General features: G+C 62.3%; 12 protein-coding genes. 8 read left to right on the top strand and 4 right to left on the bottom strand.

Annotated features, from left to right (window positions below):
• Together HHL22_RS13175 and HHL22_RS13170 are read right to left on the bottom strand one after the other, a co-directional pair.
• Positions 1-663, bottom strand: a complete 663-nt coding sequence (locus tag HHL22_RS13175; RefSeq protein WP_169531822.1) for a condensin complex protein MksE — start codon at positions 661-663, stop codon at positions 1-3.
• Positions 636-1,970: an AAA family ATPase gene (locus tag HHL22_RS13170; protein ID WP_169531821.1), complete on the bottom strand. Its 1,335-nt coding sequence runs from the start codon at positions 1,968-1,970 to the stop codon at positions 636-638. The genes HHL22_RS13175 and HHL22_RS13170 overlap by 28 nt, the downstream gene beginning before the upstream one ends.
• Positions 1,971-2,236: 266 nt before the next feature.
• Between HHL22_RS13170 and HHL22_RS13165 the strand changes: the two genes are divergently transcribed.
• The 4 genes from HHL22_RS13165 (at position 2,237) to HHL22_RS13150 (ending at position 8,999) form a co-directional block, all read left to right on the top strand.
• The gene (locus HHL22_RS13165; protein ID WP_169531820.1) at positions 2,237-3,700 is read left to right on the top strand and encodes a DUF3375 family protein; all 1,464 of its coding nucleotides are present in this window, start codon (positions 2,237-2,239) and stop codon (positions 3,698-3,700) included.
• Positions 3,701-3,870: 170 nt separating this feature from the next.
• A complete protein-coding gene (locus HHL22_RS13160; RefSeq protein WP_169531819.1) occupies positions 3,871-4,437 on the top strand; it encodes a DUF4194 domain-containing protein in 567 nt (188 codons plus the stop codon).
• Between the two features lie 4 nt (positions 4,438-4,441).
• On the top strand, positions 4,442-7,855 hold the full coding sequence (locus HHL22_RS13155; RefSeq protein WP_169531818.1) for an ATP-binding protein: 3,414 nt from the start codon (positions 4,442-4,444) through the stop codon (positions 7,853-7,855).
• Positions 7,848-8,999 carry a Wadjet anti-phage system protein JetD domain-containing protein gene (locus HHL22_RS13150; RefSeq protein WP_169531817.1) on the top strand — a complete coding sequence of 384 codons (1,152 nt, stop codon included), beginning with the start codon at positions 7,848-7,850 and terminating at the stop codon, positions 8,997-8,999. Before HHL22_RS13155 ends, HHL22_RS13150 begins: the two co-directional genes overlap by 8 nt.
• Here HHL22_RS13150 and HHL22_RS13145 read toward each other — a convergent pair.
• Positions 8,996-10,864: a peptidoglycan D,D-transpeptidase FtsI family protein gene (locus tag HHL22_RS13145; RefSeq protein WP_169531816.1), complete on the bottom strand. Its 1,869-nt coding sequence runs from the start codon at positions 10,862-10,864 to the stop codon at positions 8,996-8,998. The two genes, HHL22_RS13150 and HHL22_RS13145, sit on opposite strands and share 4 nt — an antisense overlap.
• 132 nt (positions 10,865-10,996) lie before the next feature.
• Between HHL22_RS13145 and HHL22_RS13140 the strand changes: the two genes are divergently transcribed.
• Positions 10,997-11,881, top strand: coding sequence for a class I SAM-dependent methyltransferase (locus HHL22_RS13140; RefSeq protein ID WP_169531815.1), 885 nt, complete (start codon positions 10,997-10,999; stop codon positions 11,879-11,881).
• 115 nt (positions 11,882-11,996) lie between these two features.
• Positions 11,997-12,947, top strand: coding sequence for a Ppx/GppA phosphatase family protein (locus HHL22_RS13135; RefSeq protein WP_169531814.1), 951 nt, complete (start codon positions 11,997-11,999; stop codon positions 12,945-12,947).
• A gap of 141 nt (positions 12,948-13,088) precedes the next feature.
• Here the strand turns inward: HHL22_RS13135 and HHL22_RS13130 are convergent, their stop codons facing one another.
• The gene (locus tag HHL22_RS13130) at positions 13,089-14,171 is read right to left on the bottom strand and encodes a zinc-binding metallopeptidase family protein (RefSeq protein WP_169531813.1); all 1,083 of its coding nucleotides are present in this window, start codon (positions 14,169-14,171) and stop codon (positions 13,089-13,091) included.
• Positions 14,172-14,420: 249 nt separating this feature from the next.
• Between HHL22_RS13130 and HHL22_RS13125 the strand changes: the two genes are divergently transcribed.
• Positions 14,421-15,866, top strand: coding sequence for a circularly permuted type 2 ATP-grasp protein (locus HHL22_RS13125; RefSeq protein ID WP_169531812.1), 1,446 nt, complete (start codon positions 14,421-14,423; stop codon positions 15,864-15,866).
• A 132-nt stretch (positions 15,867-15,998) separates the two neighbouring features.
• Positions 15,999-16,925 carry an alpha-E domain-containing protein gene (locus HHL22_RS13120; RefSeq protein WP_169531811.1) on the top strand — a complete coding sequence of 309 codons (927 nt, stop codon included), beginning with the start codon at positions 15,999-16,001 and terminating at the stop codon, positions 16,923-16,925.
• Positions 16,926-17,006: the final 81 nt, after the last annotated feature.

Below are 17,006 nucleotides of genomic sequence, written 5' to 3'. Positions count from 1 at the left end.
TTAGGAAGCAGCTTTAAAACGGTCGGGCATGGCCCTTATTTCATTCTGGTACAGGTCGCGGATGCGGTCTAGGGCCGGTAGCACCCGCCAGCCACCCGCCGCCGTGCGGCACAGCCACCCCAGGTCTTTGAATAGCGACAGGCATTGACCCACCAGCTTCTGCACGCTTTCGCTATCCAGCTGGGTTTCGCGCTTGTCCATCACCTGGGCAAGCTTCCGAAATAGCCCATCGCGGTAATCCTCGTATTCGCGCTCCAGCAAGTGCATCAGCGCCGGCACCGACTCAAATTCCGGCTTTTGTAAATCGATGAGAAATACTTTGCACAGCAGCATTGCCACGATAATATGCTTGGCTTCCAACTCGCGCTGAAAAGCAGCGCCGGCTTGCGCCCAGCTACTGGCCGGCGGCTCCAAGAAGTAGTAGCGGTGGGGCTCTTCGTGGCGATGCTGGAGCTGCGCCCCCATGTGCCAGTCGCGGTAAAAAGCAATAAGCGCCGCCTCATTTTTTCGCAGATATGGCATGAGGTGTTGCTGCTCGGGGTGCGCTGCTTGTACATGCACCCCACTCCGCAGCAGCGTGTCCAACTCATGAAAAAGTCCTTGGCCAGCAGTAGTATCGGGTAAGGCAGGAATGCCTAGGGGTTGGTCAGCGTCAGTTTCCATAAATTGATAATGCCAAACTCGTTTTCAATTTTCTCCTCTTGCGCAATTATATGCAGCTGCCAGTTCCGATTTAGTTCGTCTTCGCGCCGCACTGTGGCCAGCACCTGGGCTACTATTTCGTAGGCCGCCGGGCCTTCGCTATCGGCGAGGCGCTGCCCAAACTCCCGAAAATCGACTGTAGCACCAGCCTGAAGCAGCTCGGCGCGCAGTTGGGTCAGCCAATGTTGCACGCGGCCCCGCACGCGTAACATCTCCTCCGTTCTGGCTTTAAAATCTTGTTGAGCCCGCTGATTAGTGGGCCGCACGGCTGCGGGCACTGGCACGGCAGGCAGCACCTGCCCCGCGTGGGGTACCCGCTCGTAGCGTAACGGCCGGTAAACGAGGCGTGCCAGGGCTACTCCCGCCGGCAACTGGGGCTTGGTTGTTGGCTCAGCGTTCAGCAGCCGCTCTAAAAACTGTTCGGTTTTGCGGTCAAAACGCAGCTTTTTCAAGTTGCCGAACACGGCCCGCACGCGGGGCCGCACCCAATCGAGTCGTAGGCTTAGCTCGTTGAGGCGCTGGCGAGCGCGGCGAATAAATCGCAGAGCTTCCCTTGCCTCCCGGTCCACAGCTTCACTTTCGTACTGCTTACCCGTGTAAATATGGGTTAGCTCCTGCTCCAAGTCCGCCGCGTGGTCGAAGGCGCGGTTAAGCTCATCGGCTTTTTGCAACAGGTTATCCAGCGTTGCGCTCACGTAGTCTAATACCGCTAAGAAGGACTCCTCGCTTTGGCTGGTTTGCTGCCGCAATTGGCGGATTGTCTCCTCAATGTCGTTGTCCAACGCTACCAATTGTTGTTCCACCTCCAGGCCCAACGGCAGCAACTCCCGCGCCCAATTCAAAAAATCTTCTTCGCTTTCCCCAAGCCCCTGCTGCAGACGCCGAAAAGCCGCTTCGACCTGGCTAACCACCAGCTTACTAAATAAGGTGGTGTGCAAGCGCTTGCAAATAGCCCTGGCATGGGGTTTAAACCGATAGGTAACTGTGGTGCCTGATTCTACGCCCCGCAGCAGCCAGTATACCTGCAACTCCCGCACCAGCAAAGTGTGCCGCTGCCACGGCGTATAAAGCGAATTATGCTCTGTATCGGGAGAATCTGCCTCACCAGCTTTTAAGGCATCCCGCAATTGGTCTTCCGTGAAAAAGTCGGCCCCCGAGGTGGCAAGCCAGGTATAGAGCTTTAGCAGAGCTAGCAGCACCGGCCGGTCAGGCATCAGTAGCTTGCCTTGGCGGCGGAACTCTTCATAAAAAAGGCTATTTACATTCATAACCTATGTGCTTGGCTACCACTTATCTTACTAACTAAAACTCACTCTGCAATGCCTTTGCCCCAGTGCGCAGTATAATTGCCTCAGCAATAATAGCAGAAAGTAGCTACTAATTACTTTAGCCAGCTCGGCAATTTCTAATTACATGGGCATAGTAGATAGTTTTGGACTGCTACACCGGCCTATATAGCTTGCAAAACTTTTAATAATCAAGTATAAATCGCACACTAATAGTATTCATTACACACTTACAATCAAGTTATTGCATGCTCTATCCCCGCTACCGCGCCCTGTTTAGCCCCGACCGGCCGGCCGTGTTCGTGCGGCTGTTGCGCAGCCGGAATGCGGCGCTGGTGCTGTGCTTTTTGCAGGAAAGCTTTAAAGCGGGCAGCTACTTGCCGGTAATCAGCGGTGAAAAGCTGACGGGGCTGCTGGCCGATTTTCTGGATGCCAACCAGGCTGGCGATGAGGAGGGCGACTTGAGCACCCTAGGTCTGCCTTATGAGGACCAGGCTGCGCAGCTGCTCAAGAAATGGGTGCGCGACGGCTACCTTACGCTCTACACTGACGAGCACGGGGCCGACCAGCACACCCTCACGCCAGAGCTGGAAAGCGTGCTCGACTGGGTGCAGGCGCTGCTCGACAAGCCGGCGCACGTGGGCACCGAGTCGCGGTTTTTAGACATTCTGCACAAGCTGCGCGAGCTGGTGCAAAACTCCGACACCGACTGGCGGGCCAAGCTGGCCGACCTGGAAAAACAGCGCAGCGACCTCGACAAGCAGATTCGGGAGCTGAAAATAGCCAAAGCGGTGGTGACCTACGACGACGTGCAGATAACCGAGCGCTACCAAAACGTGAACGGGCTGGCGCGGGGGCTGCTGCGCGACTTTCGGGAGGTGGAAAGCAATTTTCGGGCGATTACGCAGCAGATTTATCAGCAGCAGTCGGCCGCCGGGCACACCAAGGGCAGCCTGCTGGGCCTGGCCCTCGACGCGCTCGATGCCCTGCGCGACACGCCGCAAGGCCGCAGCTTCGAGGCCTTCTACCAGCACCTCACCGACCCGCGCCAAAAGGCCGAGCTGGACGCACTGGTGCAGCAGCTGTTCGGGCTGCTGCACGCACGGGGGCTGGCGGCGGGCGACGGCTTTTTGCGCAAAATCAGGTTTTACCTGCACGGCGAGGGGCAGAAGGTGAATGATTCATTTCATGCCCTGGCCCGCAAGCTGGAAAAGATAGTATCGGAGAAAAACCTGCGCGAGCGCCGACGCTCGCTAGCGCTCATCCAGGATATTCGCTGCCTAGCTTTTGAGGTGATGGACGCGCCGCCCGAGGACGCGGTGTTTCTGGAAATCGACGGCCGGGCCGAATACCAGGCCAGCGAAACCAAGGAAATTCTGGACCTGGGGGAGCGCGAAAGCAGCATCGTGCCCCGGCAGCTGGCCGTGGCGCAGCAGGAAGAAACCGACTTCGTGCCGCTGATGGGGCCGCGCGTGGTAGATAAGGCGGTGCTGCTGGCCAACATCGACCAGCTGCTACGCGGCCGCCCGCAGGTGAGCTTGCGCCAAGTGGTGGATGCCTACGCCTTGCAGCACGGCCTGGCCGAGCTGATGACCTACGGCAGCATCGCGGCGGCGTCTGATAAGCACCTGCTCAATGATGCCCGCACGGAGGTGTTCGTGCTGGGACCGGGGCGGGCGTGCGAGTTTCCGGAGATAATTTTCTGCCGGTGAAAAAACCGTCCGTCATGCTGAGCGGAGCGCAGCGGAGTCGAAGCATCTCTACCTCAATACTAACCTCTATCGCTAGCAACGGTGCGGCAGAGATGCTTCGACTTCGCTGCGCTCCGCTCAGCATGACGGTTAAATTCTACCAATTCCTACCCGAACTCAAAAACAAACCGATGCCCAAACCTTACGCTTCCCTTATCATCAAAATCCTGCAAACGCATGCGCTGTACGCCGACGATGAACCGCAGTATTGGCAGCAGCTGCAAGACCACGAAGTGGCTGTACGGGCGTATTTTGAGCAAATCGGGGTACAATTAGATGTAAACCGCACCGATGGCTACGCCCGCCTCACGCAGCCCGCGCCGGCCGAGGACGACCCCGCGCCGCCCCTGCGGCTACTGCGCCGCGTGGGCCTCAGCTACGAGCAAAGCCTGCTGGCCGTGGTGCTGCGCGAGTGGCTGGAAGAGCACGAAGCCAGCGCCCAAACCACCACCCGCCGCCTGTTTGCCACGCGGGTGGAAATCCGGGAGCGGGTCGAGCTGTTTTTTCAGCAGCCCACGAATCGCAAGGCGTGGCTTAATAAGCTAGATGAGGTGATAGAGAAGCTGGTAGCACACGGCCTGCTGAAGGTGAACCGCCGCGACGACGCCCAGCCCGACCAGACGCAGTACGAGGTAAAGGCACTGCTCAAGGCCAAAATTTCGCTCGAAAAACTCGAAGAATTCAAGGAAAAGTTGTAACGCCATGCTGAATCTGTTTGAGGAGCTGACCGGGCCGGCGGGCTACCGCTTGCAGCGGCTGCAAGTGTTCAACTGGGGTACTTTCCACGAGGGCAGCGCGCAAAACGACATTTGGGAGCTGACGCCGGGCGGCCAGAATACCCTATTAACGGGCGCGAACGGCTCGGGCAAAACTACGCTCGTGGATGGGCTACTGGCCTTGCTGGTGAACCCGGCGAAGCGGTTTTTCAACCAGTCGTCGGGGGCGCAGAAGCGCACCGACCGCAGCGAAGAATCTTACGTGGAGGGGCACTACGGGCGCACGCAGGGCGAGGAGCAGCAGAAGTCGCGGGTGGAGCAGCTGCGCAAGCGAGAGGGCACGTTTTCCATCATCCTAGGGGCGTTTACCAATGCCCAGAGCCTGCCCGTGACGCTGGTGCAGGTGCGCTGGTTTAACGCGAGCGGCTTGCAGCGGCGCTACTTGGTGGCCAAGGCCGAATTGAATATTGCCGAGCACATTCAGTTTGGCGCGGGCGGGCAGTGGGTGAGCCAGTTGAAGAAGAAATTTGCCGACCGCGTGGTGGAGGACTTCGATGCGTTTCCGAAGTACGCGGCGGCGTTTCAGCGCCTGTTTGGGATGCGCAGCGATAAGGCCCTGACCTTGTTCAACCAGACCGTGGGCATGAAAGTGCTGGGCGACCTCGACGAGTTTATCCGCGTCAACATGCTGGAGGAGAGCACCGCCGAAGCGGAGTTTGCGAAGCTGCTCAGCAATTACCAGACGCTGCTCACGGCCTACCGCGCCCTCGAAAAGGCCCGCACCCAGCTGCACCTGCTGCAACCCGTGCACGAGCTGAGCGCCGACTACGAGCAGCAGCGGCAGACGCTGCGCCAGCTGCGGGCGCAGCAGCAACTGTTGGAGTCGTGGTTTGCCGAGCGGCAGGTGGCCCTTTGGGGGGAAGAAATAGCGCGGCAAAACCGGGAGCTGGACCAGCTCATCGACCTGCTCGGGCAGCAGGAGCAAGCGCACGAAGCCACTGATACGCAGCGGGTAGCGCTGGAAGTGCAGGTGGCCAACAACCAGGTGGCGCAGCAAATTCGCGACCTGAACCGCGACATCAACGACCTGACCAAAAGTAAAGCTGAGAAGGAGAAAAGCTTGCGCGGCTACAACACGCTGGCCCGCCACCTAGGGCTGGTGGAAAACCCCGACGCGGGCGCCTTCGCCGCCAACATCGAGCAGGCGCTGGCCTTGCAGCTGGTGCTGCGCCAGACTAGGCAGGAGCTAGACGACCAGAAATTTGCGGCGCGCTCGGGCATTGAAGGCCAGAAAAAGGAATTTACCGAATTGGAGGCGGAGCTGAAGCAGCTCGAAAGCAGCAGCGGTAAAATCATCCGCCGGCCGGCTGAAATCAGGCAGGAAATATTGGCGGCCGTGGCGGCCAGCGAGGCTGAAATTCCCTTCGTGGCCGAGGTGATGCAGGTGAAGCCCGGCGAGCGCGCCGTGTGGAACGACGCCCTCGAAAAGCTGCTGCAAAGCACCGGCCTGAGTTTGCTGGTGCCCGAGCGGCTGTACTCAGCGGTGCGGGCCTACGTGCACGAGCAGCGCGACTTGCGCGGCAAAATCGTGTTTCACCGCGTGGAGCGGCGGGCACCGGCCTCGCTGTTTCCGGACGAACGCACGGTGTGGGGCAAGCTCGAATTCAACCCCGACAGCGACTACGCGGCCTGGGCCGAGCACCACATTGCCAGCCGCTTCGACCACCTGTGCACAGAGGATGAAGCCACTTTTGAGCGGGCCGACAAGGCGTTGCTGCCCTCGGGCCTGGTGCGCCACAAAAACCGCCACGAGCGCGACGACAGCCGCCGCCAGGAGCACATTCTGGGCTGGGACAACCGCGAGCTGCGCCGCGAGCGCACCCGCCAGGCCCGCACCCTGAGCGAGGCCATTGCCAAAGCCGAAGCTGGCCTGCGTCGCCTAACCAAAGAAATCGAGCAAGCCGAAGAGCAGGAAATCAGGTTCGGTAATTTTCTGCTGGCGCAGCAGTTTTCTAAAATCGACCATCACGCTGATACTTTACAAATCCAAGACCTGACGACCCGGCGCGACGCGCTGGAAAACGACAGCACCGCCCTGAAAACCATGCAGGAGCAGCTGCGGGCGCTGAAGGAAGAGCTGAAGCACTTGGCTAACGCCCGCGACCAGACCAAGCAGCGCATCACCCGCACCGAAGACTTGCTGAAGACGCTTCGGCAGCAACGGCAAACGGCGCAGCGGCAGCTTGAAGCTTTCGAATCGGAGCGCCAGGCGGCCGACCTAGGTGGCCTGCGGGAGCTGACGCAGGAGCTGGCTCGCCAGCTTAGCTACGCGCAGTTTGCGGCGCAGAAGCAGCAGTTTGAGCAGGAGATGCAGCGCCGCATTGGCCGGCAGCACGAGCAGGTGCAGGCGCTGGCTCGGCAGATTTGCCACGCGATGGACGGCTACCTGCGGCCCGGCGCGGCCGTCACTACCAAGTTCACCGATTGGGAAAGCGATACTCGCGAGCTGAACGCCGACATCGAGCGGCTGCCCGAATACCTGGACCGCTACCAGAGCATCCGGCACGAAAACCTGACCGAGCTGGAAAGCCGCTTTCATGACGAATTCAAGCGCGGCGTGACCAAGGCGCTGAGCGACTTCGTGACTTCGCTGGAAGAGCAGCACGAGCTTATCCGCGACACCATCGACCAAATAAATGAGTCGCTGCGCGGCATTGCGTTTAACCTCAACCCCGACACCTACATTCAGCTAGAGCGCACCGACTCGCCTAGGCCGCTCATCCACAAGTTTCGTTTCGAGCAACTCCGCAACTGGCAGCCCGACCTCACGCTGCACGGGCTGGCCAAAGACCAGCGCGCGCTGGAAATTGAGCATTTCACGTCGGTTATTCAGCCCTTCATCCTGGCCCTGCGCGACCAGGAAAAATGGCGCCTCGAAGTAACCGACGTGCGCAACTGGTCGAGCTTCAAGGCCCGCGAATACTACCGGGCCGACCACAGCTCGAAGCAGGTGTACGAAAGCTCGGGCAGCCTTTCGGGCGGCGAGGGTGCGCAGCTGGCCTACACGGTGCTGGGGGCGGCCATTGCCTACCAGTTCGGCATCAACCGCGAGGCGGGCGGGCACCGCTCGTTCCGGTTTATCGTAATTGACGAGGCCTTTAGCAAGCTCGATGAAGACAAGTCGGCCTACCTGCTCAAACTCTGCGCCAGCCTGGGCTTGCAGTTGATGGTAGTGACGCCGCTTACCTCGCTGCACCTGCTGGAAAAGGACGTGCGCGTGATTCACTGGGTCACGAAAGCCAAGCACGACAAGCGCCGCTCGGTGGTGCGCGACATTCCCATCCGGGTGTACCAGGCTGAAAAAGAGGCGTTGCTAGCCGCCGAAATCAGCCATGATTAGCCTGCCCGAGCTGCGCGCCAAAGCCCTGCGCAAATACCCCGACGTGCTGCGGGCGCACCTGGCTGGCGAGGAGATTTTTCCGCTTTCCCTGCGGGCCAGCAAAACGCTAGACCGGGCGCAGGGCACCGCGCACATTCACGCCCAGCAGCGCGAGCTGCTGGCGCACTCCAAAAACCGGCTGGGCCACGGCTACACGTTGACTATCAAGCCCAACAAGAAAACCGGCCAGAGCGAAATCAGCGGCATCGCCTTCGACACGCGCGCCGATTTCCTAGGGTATCTTGACAAGCAAGCGGAGTACGAAGCCTTTGCGGCCAACGCTGCCCGCACGGCCGCCGCCGTGCCCGCGCTGCTGCCGCTGCTGCAAGCCACCCCGAAGCTGCTACTAGACCACGCCGCCGACTGGCCGGCGCTGCTGACGGTTTGCGGGTATTTCCAGGCAAATCCGCAGCCCAACCAGTACGTGCGCAACTTACCCCTAGGGCTGCCCACTAAGTTTATGGAGCAGCACCAAGCCGCCTTGCGCCCGCTCCTCGACTACTTGATTCCCGACCACGTGCGAGCCGAAGAAACCGACTTCTTCCGGCGCTTTCACTTGTTGCTGGAAGAGCCGAGCATTAAGCTCCGCTTTCTGGACGCAGCCGCCCGGCTGCACCCAGCCGTGTCGCAGTTGAGCTTATGGGTGAGCGAGTTTCAGCACCTGAACCTGCCGGTGCGCCTGGTCTTCATCATCGAAAACCTGACCACGTTCCTCTCCTTTCCGGCCGTGCCGGACGCGGTAGCCATCTGGGGCGGCGGCTTCGCCGTGGCTTTGCTGGCCGGGGCCGACTGGCTAGCCGCCAAACAGCTGTTTTATTGGGGCGACCTCGATGTGCACGGCTTCCAGATACTAGCGCGGCTGCGGGCGCACTACCCCGCCGCGCAGTCGCTGCTGATGGACGCGGGCACCTTCGGCCGTTACTACCAGGGCGGGCTAGGCGGCAATTTCGTGGGTCAGCAGCTGCCGGGCCTCACTGATGCCGAGCAGGAGTTATACCAACAGCTGCTGGCCACCAATGCCCGGCTGGAGCAGGAGCAGCTGCCGGCGCATTACGTGGCGACCAGTATAGGGCAAGTAATACACAACGAGCAATGCGGCGATTAGTGTCCTTGGCTGGCGAGGTCGCCGCAGCGCAGCCACTTTTCCCAGCGCTTGCGCTTGGGGGCGATGTGGCCCTTTAGGTATTTTTCCATGAGGAGGGCAGCGCAGGGCGCGGCCGAGAGCCCGCCGAAGCCGGCGTTCTCGATGTACACGGCCACCACGATTTTGGGTTTGCTAGCGGGCGCGAAGCCGGCGAAGGTGGCGTGGTCGTCGCCCTCGTCGTTTTGCACGGTGCCGGTTTTGCCCGCCACCGTAATGCCCACGTCGGCGAGGCTGGCCAGCTCGGCGGTGCCGCCGCGCTGCATGGCGGCCACCATGCCCGGCACCAGCGCGGCCAGGTTGGCGCTATCTACCAAGGTGCGGTGCACGTCGAGGAAGCGCGCCAGCGGCCGGCCGGTGCTGCCAATGGCGCGCACGAAGTGGGGCGTGAGGTACCAGCCGCGGTTGGCAATGATGGCTAGCACGTTGGCCGTTTGCAGGCCGGTGAGGTTGATTTCGCCCTGCCCGATGCTGAGCGAGTGGATACTCGAAAACTTCCAGTTGGTGGTGCCGCGGGCGTGGTCGTAGTAGGCGGGCGTGGGCAGGAAGCCGGGCCGCTCGCGGGGCACGTCCACCCCTAGCACCGTATCGAGGCCAAACGACTTGACGGTGCGGCGCCAGGCGGCCAGGTTGGCGTGGCGCAGGGCGCTGGTGTCGGCGCCGGCGGGGGGGCGACCGTTTACCACCGCCCGCAACACCTGGTAGAAGTAGGGGTTGCAGCTGTATTTGAGGGCCATTGTCAAGTTGCGGGCCCTAGGGTGCGCGTGCACGCAGTTTATCAGTGACTGGTCGCAGGCAAACGAGGTATCGGCCGGGATGGCACCGAGCTGCAACGCCACGGCCGCGTTCACGAGCTTAAACACCGAGCCGGGCGGGTTGGCCACCAGCGCCGGGCGGTTGAGCAGCGGCATGTCCTCATCGCGCAGCAGGGCGCGGCGCTCGGCGTTGCGGCCGGTCGCGGTGAGGGCGGCCGGGTCGTAAGTGGGGCCCGACACGCAGGCCAGAATCTCGCCGGTGCTGGGCTCCAGGGCCACGATGTAGCCGCGCCGCTCGCCCAGCAGCCGCTCGGCGTAGGCTTGCAGCTTCAGGTCGAGGCTCAGGTGCAGGTCCTGCCCCGGCTGAAAAATAGTGTCGGCGGCCCAGCGGCCGTGCACGTGGCCGTGGCCGTCGGTGAGGGGGTGGTAGGCACCTCGCCGGCCGGTGAGCAGGGCGTTGTAGTAGCCCTCGACGCCGCCGCTGCGCAGGCGGTAGAAGCGGCCCCGCTCGAGGTGCTGGGCCAGCCACAGGTACTGCTGGGCGGCGGCCGGGGTGTAGCCCAGCACCGGGGCGGCCACGGTGGTGGCGTAGGTCAGCTCGCGCTGGCGGCGCACCCCTAGGCCCGGAAATTCGCCGGCGTGGCGGCGAAAAGCCTTGGCCTCTAGCGCCGTGAGGGGCAGCTGCACCGGCCAGCGCTGGGGCCGGGGGGCCACGGGCAGCTTGCCCAGGGCGGCCAGCGAGTCGGCCAGGGCGGGGGGCAGCTGGGGTGCCGGCCCGGCGGGCGGGCGGGCCGCGGCTGCGCGGGCTTGCAGGGCGCCGGCCGGCCAGCCCATCAGCTGGTTGAAGGCCACCGTGTCGAAGGGCCGGCCTTTGGGCAAGGTCAGCGTGTAGTGCAACTCGTTGGCGGCCAGCAGCTGGTGGTGCCGGTCGTAGAGGCGGCCGCGGTGGGGCTGGTACACCTCGCGGCACTCGTAGAGCTCCTCGGCCGGGCCCGCCACCGGGCTCGGCGCCGAGCACGCCCCTAGGGCCGCCAAGCTGAGCGCAGCGCGGATAATTCGGGCGAGGGTGGGCATTAGGTAAAGTTACGGCCGGCGGGATGGCTTTGGGCAGCTTACTCGCTCAAGGGACCTTGGGGCAAGGCGGGGGCCTAGGGCCCCGCGCCGGACCGCCGCCCACCCACCCGCCAGCGCCGTACTTTTGCGCCCGTGTACGACTTCCTGACGACCTCGCCCTGGCCCGACTACGCGCTGCTCGACAGCGGCAACTTTCAGAAGCTGGAGCGCTTTGGCCAGTACGTGCTGGCCCGGCCCGAGCCTCAGGCCATCTGGGATGCGGCCCTGCCCGCCAGCGAGTGGCAGCGGGCCGATGCCACCTTCGCCCGCGCCCCCGGCAGCACCGAGAAGGGCCAGTGGCAGCTCAAAAAAGGCATGCCCGAGCAGTGGGTTATCGGCTACGAGCGGCCCGATGGGCTGCGCCTGCGCTTCCGGCTGGGCCTCTCGTCGTTCAAGCACGTGGGCTTGTTTCCCGAGCAGGACCCCAACTGGCAATTCATTTACAACCAGACCCGTAAGCGGCGCGCGGCTACCCCTAGGGTGCTCAACCTGTTTGCCTACACCGGCGCCGCCACGCTGGCCGCCCGCGCCGCCGGGGCCGACGTCACGCACCTTGACTCGGTGAAGCAAGTCAACTTCTGGGCCCGCGACAATATGGAAGCCAGCCAGCTCGATGGCGTGCGCTGGCTGGTGGAAGACGCCATGAAGTACGTGCGCCGCGAGGTGAAGCGCGGCAGCAAGTACCAGGGCCTCATCCTGGACCCGCCCGCCTACGGCCGCGGCCCCAACGGCGAGAAGTGGCAGCTCGAAGACGAACTGAACGAACTACTCAAGCTCAGCCAGCAGCTGCTCGACCCCGAGGACCACTTTTTCGTGGTTAACCTCTACTCGCTGGGCTTCTCGGCGCTGATTCTCGACAACCTCACCCAGGCCATTTTTCCGGGTAAGAAAGCGGTGCGCGAGCTGGGCGAGATTTACCTGCACGACGCCAACCGGCGCAAGCTGCCGCTGGGCACCTTCTGCCGCTTCGCCACTTGATTTTGGCTGTTAGCTATTGACTGCTGGCTATTAGCTTTTCTGTCAAGTCCGTTTTCACTCATTATAAAGCCAACAGCTAGCAGCCAATAGCTAATAGCTAATAGCTAACCATAGTATGCACGCACCAGTACTACACCGCCGCCTGGCCCTTATCGACATGGGTACCAACACTTTCCACTTGCTGATAGTAGAAGACCGGCCCGGCCAACCGCCGCACGTGCTGGTGCGCACCAAGGTGGGCGTGCGCCTGGGCGAAGGCGGCATCAGCCGGGGCGAAATAGCGCCCGCGCCCTACGCCCGCGCCCTGCAAACGATGCGCGGCTTCAAGGAGGAAATAGAGTTGCACCAGGCCACGGAGGTGCGCGCCACGGCCACCAGCGCCATGCGCGTGTCGCGCAACGGCCCCGACTTGGTGCGCGACATTCTGGAGGGGACCGGCATTCAGGTGGAGGTGATTCCCGGCGAGCGCGAGGCCGAGCTCATTGCCAAGGGCATTCGGCAGGCGGTGGCCCTAGGGCCCGACAAGAGCCTACTCATGGACATCGGTGGCGGCTCGGTCGAGTTCATTATTGCCAACGAAAGCACCATTTTCTGGAAGCAGAGCTTCGAGATTGGAGCCCAGCGCCTGCTCGACAAGTTCTTCCCCGACCCCGCCGGGGTGCTGCCGCGCGCAAGCCTGCACGCCGAGCTGGAGTACCTGGCCGAAACCCTAGCCCCCCTCACGGCGGCCGTGGCGGCGCACAGCCCGCTGGCCGGCCTGGTGGGCAGCAGCGGCAGCTTCGACACCCTGGCCGACCTGACGGTGGGCCGCGTGCGCCGCGAGGCCGAGCTGCCGCCCAGCACCTGGCTCTCGGTCAGCGACTTTGAGCACCACTTTGCTCAGTTGCTCACCCTCAACCACGACGAGCGGGTGGCCCTGCCCGGCATGTTCCCCATGCGGGCCGACATGCTGGTGGTGGCCAGCATCATCGTGGAGTACGTGCTCAAAACCTACGGCCTGACGCGCATCACCACGTCGGCCTACGCCCTCAAGGAAGGGCTGCTGGCGGAGCTGCTGGGGCAGTAAGCATCTTTGTAAAAGGTGGTCATGCTCATCTGGCGTCCGCCTGCCGAAGCATCTCTACCACGCCGCTCGGGTGTCGTTCGGTAGAGATGCTTCGGCAGGCGGACGCCAGATGAGCATGACCACCTTTTAGAATTGCGGCCGCTACTGCCGAGCCCCTAGGCCGCCCCGCCCGCCGGCCACCCGGTGGATAAAGGCCAGCTTGCCCTGCACTTCGGGGCTGATAACGAATGGGTACGGGTCGGGCTGGCCCATGCTGCGGTTGAGGCTGTTGAGGGCGAAGGTGAGCGGCAGCCACATGTCCATAATCTTGCTAAAGTCAGCTACTTGGAAGGGGTCTTGCAGGTTGGCCTGCCAGCCGGCTTGGCGGCCCGCATCGAGCGGGTCGAGGCGCAGGCCGAAGGCGGCTCCGGTTTGCAGCGTGTCCAGAATGTGCAGGTAGTGGGCCCAGGTTTCGGCCCAGTCCTCCCAGGGATGGCTGGCGGCGTAGGCGCTGATGTAGTGCTGGCGCCAGTCGGGCGGCGGCCCGTCGGCGTAGTGCTTTTTCAGGGCCGCGGCGTAGTCCTGCCGCTCGTCGCCAAACAGCTGGCGGTACTCGTCCAGGTAGGGCGAGTCTTTGATGAGCCGGTCCCAGTAGTAGTGGCCCACTTCGTGGCGAAAATGGCCCAGCAGCGTGCGGTAGAGCTCGTGCATGGCTTGCCGAGCCTGCTCACGCTCGATGGCATCGGCCTCGGCGATATTGATGGTAATCAAGCCATTGGCGTGGCCGGTCATCACCTTGTGCTGGGGGTCCTCATCGGCCTTGAAGTCAAATTGCAGCCCCTCGTCGGGGTACACGCGCTTGCTGGCCACGGGCAGGTGCAGGCACAGCAGCGTGTACACCAGGCGGTGCTTGGCATCCTCCAGGTGCTGCCAGCGGCCTAGGTAGCCCGGCTGGCGCAGGTCGGGAATGGTGCGGTTGAGGTCGCAGGCCAAGCAGAAGGAGGTGTCGCTACCCTCAGGCACCAGCCAGTTGCAGGCCTGGTGCTGATGGTTTTGGCAGTAGGCGTAGGCGGGGCCGCTGGCAGGTTCGCCGTAAAGGCGGTAGCGCTGGCCGCCGGGCTCGGCCACCAGGGGCAGCAGCGCCCGCTGGGTGCTCTCGAAGCCTAGCGCGTAGCCGCACTTTTCGCAGGTGTTGTTCTCAAAGTACAGCACCTGGCCGCAGTGCGTGCAAGTAAATAAATCCACGGGCGTAAGTAGAAGTCGAGGCTCACTAAACGGCCCGACGCAGGCCTAGGTTGGCCCTAGGGGACTTGATAGTTATTAGAGTATATACCCTCTTTTTTAGGGTGTACTGCCTGCCACTCATCACTACTTTGGGATTTTAGGTTGTTTATTTAGCCCCAGTTGCCTTTTGGCTTGCTTCTTTTGGGAATTAGGCCTAGGCAATTACACCTATCTCATTTACCATGCAAGCCCTGGCTTGCGGCGCGTGCCATGTCGAATCCGCTCCTCTCTGCCTATCCGCACCAGGCCCGCGTGTGGGACGAAATGTTTCAGGATGGTCGCGTCCGGCCCGAGTACCAGCCCTTCGTGTCGGCCATCGCCGGGCTGGCCGGCCCCGAGATGACCCGCAAGGACGAGCTAGCCAAGAAACTCTTTATGAGCCAAGGCATTACGTTCACGGTGTACAGCAGCGGCGAGGGCATCGAGAAGATTTTTCCCTTCGACATCATCCCGCGCATTATCTCTAACAGCGAGTGGCTGCGCATCGAGGCGGGCATCAAGCAGCGGCTCAAGGCGCTCAATATCTTCCTCAAAGACATTTACCACCAGCAGTTTATCATTAAGGATGGCGTGGTGCCGGCGGCGCTGGTGTACTCGTGCCCGCAGTTTTTGCGCGAGATGGTGAACGTGGACGTGCCGCACGACGTGTACACCCACATTGCGGGCGTGGACCTGATACGCGACCACGACGGCGAGTTTTACGTGCTCGAAGACAACCTGCGCACGCCCTCGGGGGTGTCGTACATGCTGGAGAATCGCAGCATCACCTACCGCATCTTCCCCGACCTGCTGCCGCAGAGCAACGTGCTGCCGGTCAAGGACTACCCCGATATCTTGTACCGCAACCTGGTGGCGCTGGCCGACCGCCAAACCGCCGACCCCACGGTGGTGCTGCTCTCGCCGGGCATCTACAACTCGGCCTATTTTGAGCACAGCACCCTGGCCCGCCTCATGGGCATTCAGCTGGTGGAGGGGCGCGACTTGATTGTGCACAACCACTTCGTGTACATGAAAACCACCCGCGGCCTGGAGAAAGTGGACGTCATCTACCGCCGCGTGGACGATGAGTTTCTGGACCCGCTGGTGTTTCGGCCCGACAGTGCCCTAGGGGTGCCGGGCCTGTACTGGGCCGCGCGCAAGGGCAACGTAGCCATCGTGAACGCGATGGGCAACGGCGTGGCCGACGACAAGGCCGTGTACTGCTACGTGCCCGAGATGATTCGCTACTACCTCAATGAGGAACCGATACTCAAGAACGTGCCCACCTACCAGCTCGAAAACGCCGAGTACCGCGAGCTGGTGTTCAAAGACATGGACCAGATGGTGGTGAAGCGCACCAATGAGAGCGGTGGCTACGGCATGCTCATTGGCAGCGCTGCCACCGACGCCGAGATGGCCGATTTCCGCCAGGCCATCCTCTCCGACCCGCGCAGCTTCATCGCCCAGCCCATCATCAGCCTCTCCTCCACCCCGTGCTACCTCGACGGCAAATTGCAGCCTCGGCGCATCGACCTGCGGCCGTTTGCGCTGTGCGGGCCGGGCGGCATCGACATCGTGCCGGGCGGCCTCACGCGAGTGGCCCTGCGCGAAGGCTCGCTAATTGTGAACTCGTCGCAGGGCGGCGGCAGCAAAGACACCTGGGTGCTGGGTGGTTAATTTTTCACATTTGCTCTTGCGAGCCCCGCGAAGCAATCGCACCAGAACAATGCCCTAGGGGTCGTTTGCACGACCAACGTTCTGGTGCGATTGCTTCATGAGGCTCGCAAGGGCAAACGACATTTAATATACATGCTTTCCCGCGTTGCCGATACGATATACTGGCTGGGGCGCTACATGGAGCGCACCCAGGCCTTGCTCCAAACCCTACGCATTCAGTACATTGCCTCGCAGGACGAGCCGCAGTACTGGGGCTGGCAGCCGCTGCTGCTGGCCTTCGGCGACCTGAGCGAGGCGGAGCTGGCTCGGCGCGCGCCGCACACGCCGCAGGTGCTCTACCACCTGGTATTTGACCGCGAGAACGGCGCTTCGGCGTACCACAACATCGTGCGGGGGCGCGAGAATGCGCGGGCCGTGCAGGACCACATCACCAAGGAGGTGTGGCAGAGCCTCAACGACTACTACCACCTGATTCGGCGCGACGAGGTGGCGCACCTCACCCTGGGCGAAGACCCCGTGTCGGGGCTCGATGCGCTGCTGCAGCAGGGGGTGCTGTACGTGGGCACGGTGCAAAATACCATGCCCCGCGACGAGGGCTATATCTACCTCAAGCTGGGCAAGTTTCTGGAGCGCGCACTGCAAACCCTGGAGCTGCTGCGCCTCAGCCAGCACTTGTTCGAGCAACCCGGCGAGGTGCACTCGCCCGAGCTGCGCTACCTGCTCTTTGGCCTGCTGGGCTACGAGTTGTACGTGAAAACTTACCAGGGTCAGCTCGACGCGGGCAGCGTGCTGGAGCTGGTGCTCTACAACCCCGACTTTCCGCACTCGCTGCGCTACAGCCTAGGCCAGCTGCTGCGCTACTGCGAGCGCCTCAAGGATAAGAGCCGCCCCGAGAGCTTCGAGCAACTGCGCTTCCTCATTGGCAAGGCGCGCAATACGGTGGCCTATAGCACCTTGCGGGCGCAACCGGGCGTTGCCCTAGGGCCGTTTTTAAGCCAGGTGAAAGGCGAGCTGCTGGACGTATCGAGCGCGCTCAGCAGCTTATATTTTGGCGGGTAAACCACTAAAAAAGAACGTCATGCTGAGCGCAATCGAAGCATCTCTACTGTGTCGTTCGGGTGTCGTTCGATAGAGATGCTT

It is taken from the genome of Hymenobacter polaris (assembly GCF_012927305.1).
GTDB lineage: Bacteria > Bacteroidota > Bacteroidia > Cytophagales > Hymenobacteraceae > Hymenobacter > Hymenobacter polaris.
Note: the sequence above shows the minus strand (reverse complement) of the source record. Positions and strands in the feature narration are given on the sequence as shown.

What these genes read in the sequence shown, in the direction of transcription:
- HHL22_RS13175 (WP_169531822.1), bottom strand. Translation starts at nt 663, where the DNA reads ATGGAAACTGACGCTGACCAACCCCTAGGCATTCCTGCCTTACCCGAT.
- HHL22_RS13170 (WP_169531821.1), bottom strand. Translation starts at nt 1,970, where the DNA reads ATGAATGTAAATAGCCTTTTTTATGAAGAGTTCCGCCGCCAAGGCAAG.
- HHL22_RS13165 (WP_169531820.1), top strand. Translation starts at nt 2,237, where the DNA reads ATGCTCTATCCCCGCTACCGCGCCCTGTTTAGCCCCGACCGGCCGGCC.
- HHL22_RS13160 (WP_169531819.1), top strand. Translation starts at nt 3,871, where the DNA reads ATGCCCAAACCTTACGCTTCCCTTATCATCAAAATCCTGCAAACGCAT.
- HHL22_RS13155 (WP_169531818.1), top strand. Translation starts at nt 4,442, where the DNA reads ATGCTGAATCTGTTTGAGGAGCTGACCGGGCCGGCGGGCTACCGCTTG.
- HHL22_RS13150 (WP_169531817.1), top strand. Translation starts at nt 7,848, where the DNA reads ATGATTAGCCTGCCCGAGCTGCGCGCCAAAGCCCTGCGCAAATACCCC.
- HHL22_RS13145 (WP_169531816.1), bottom strand. Translation starts at nt 10,864, where the DNA reads ATGCCCACCCTCGCCCGAATTATCCGCGCTGCGCTCAGCTTGGCGGCC.
- HHL22_RS13135 (WP_169531814.1), top strand. Translation starts at nt 11,997, where the DNA reads ATGCACGCACCAGTACTACACCGCCGCCTGGCCCTTATCGACATGGGT.
- HHL22_RS13125 (WP_169531812.1), top strand. Translation starts at nt 14,421, where the DNA reads ATGTCGAATCCGCTCCTCTCTGCCTATCCGCACCAGGCCCGCGTGTGG.
- HHL22_RS13120 (WP_169531811.1), top strand. Translation starts at nt 15,999, where the DNA reads ATGCTTTCCCGCGTTGCCGATACGATATACTGGCTGGGGCGCTACATG.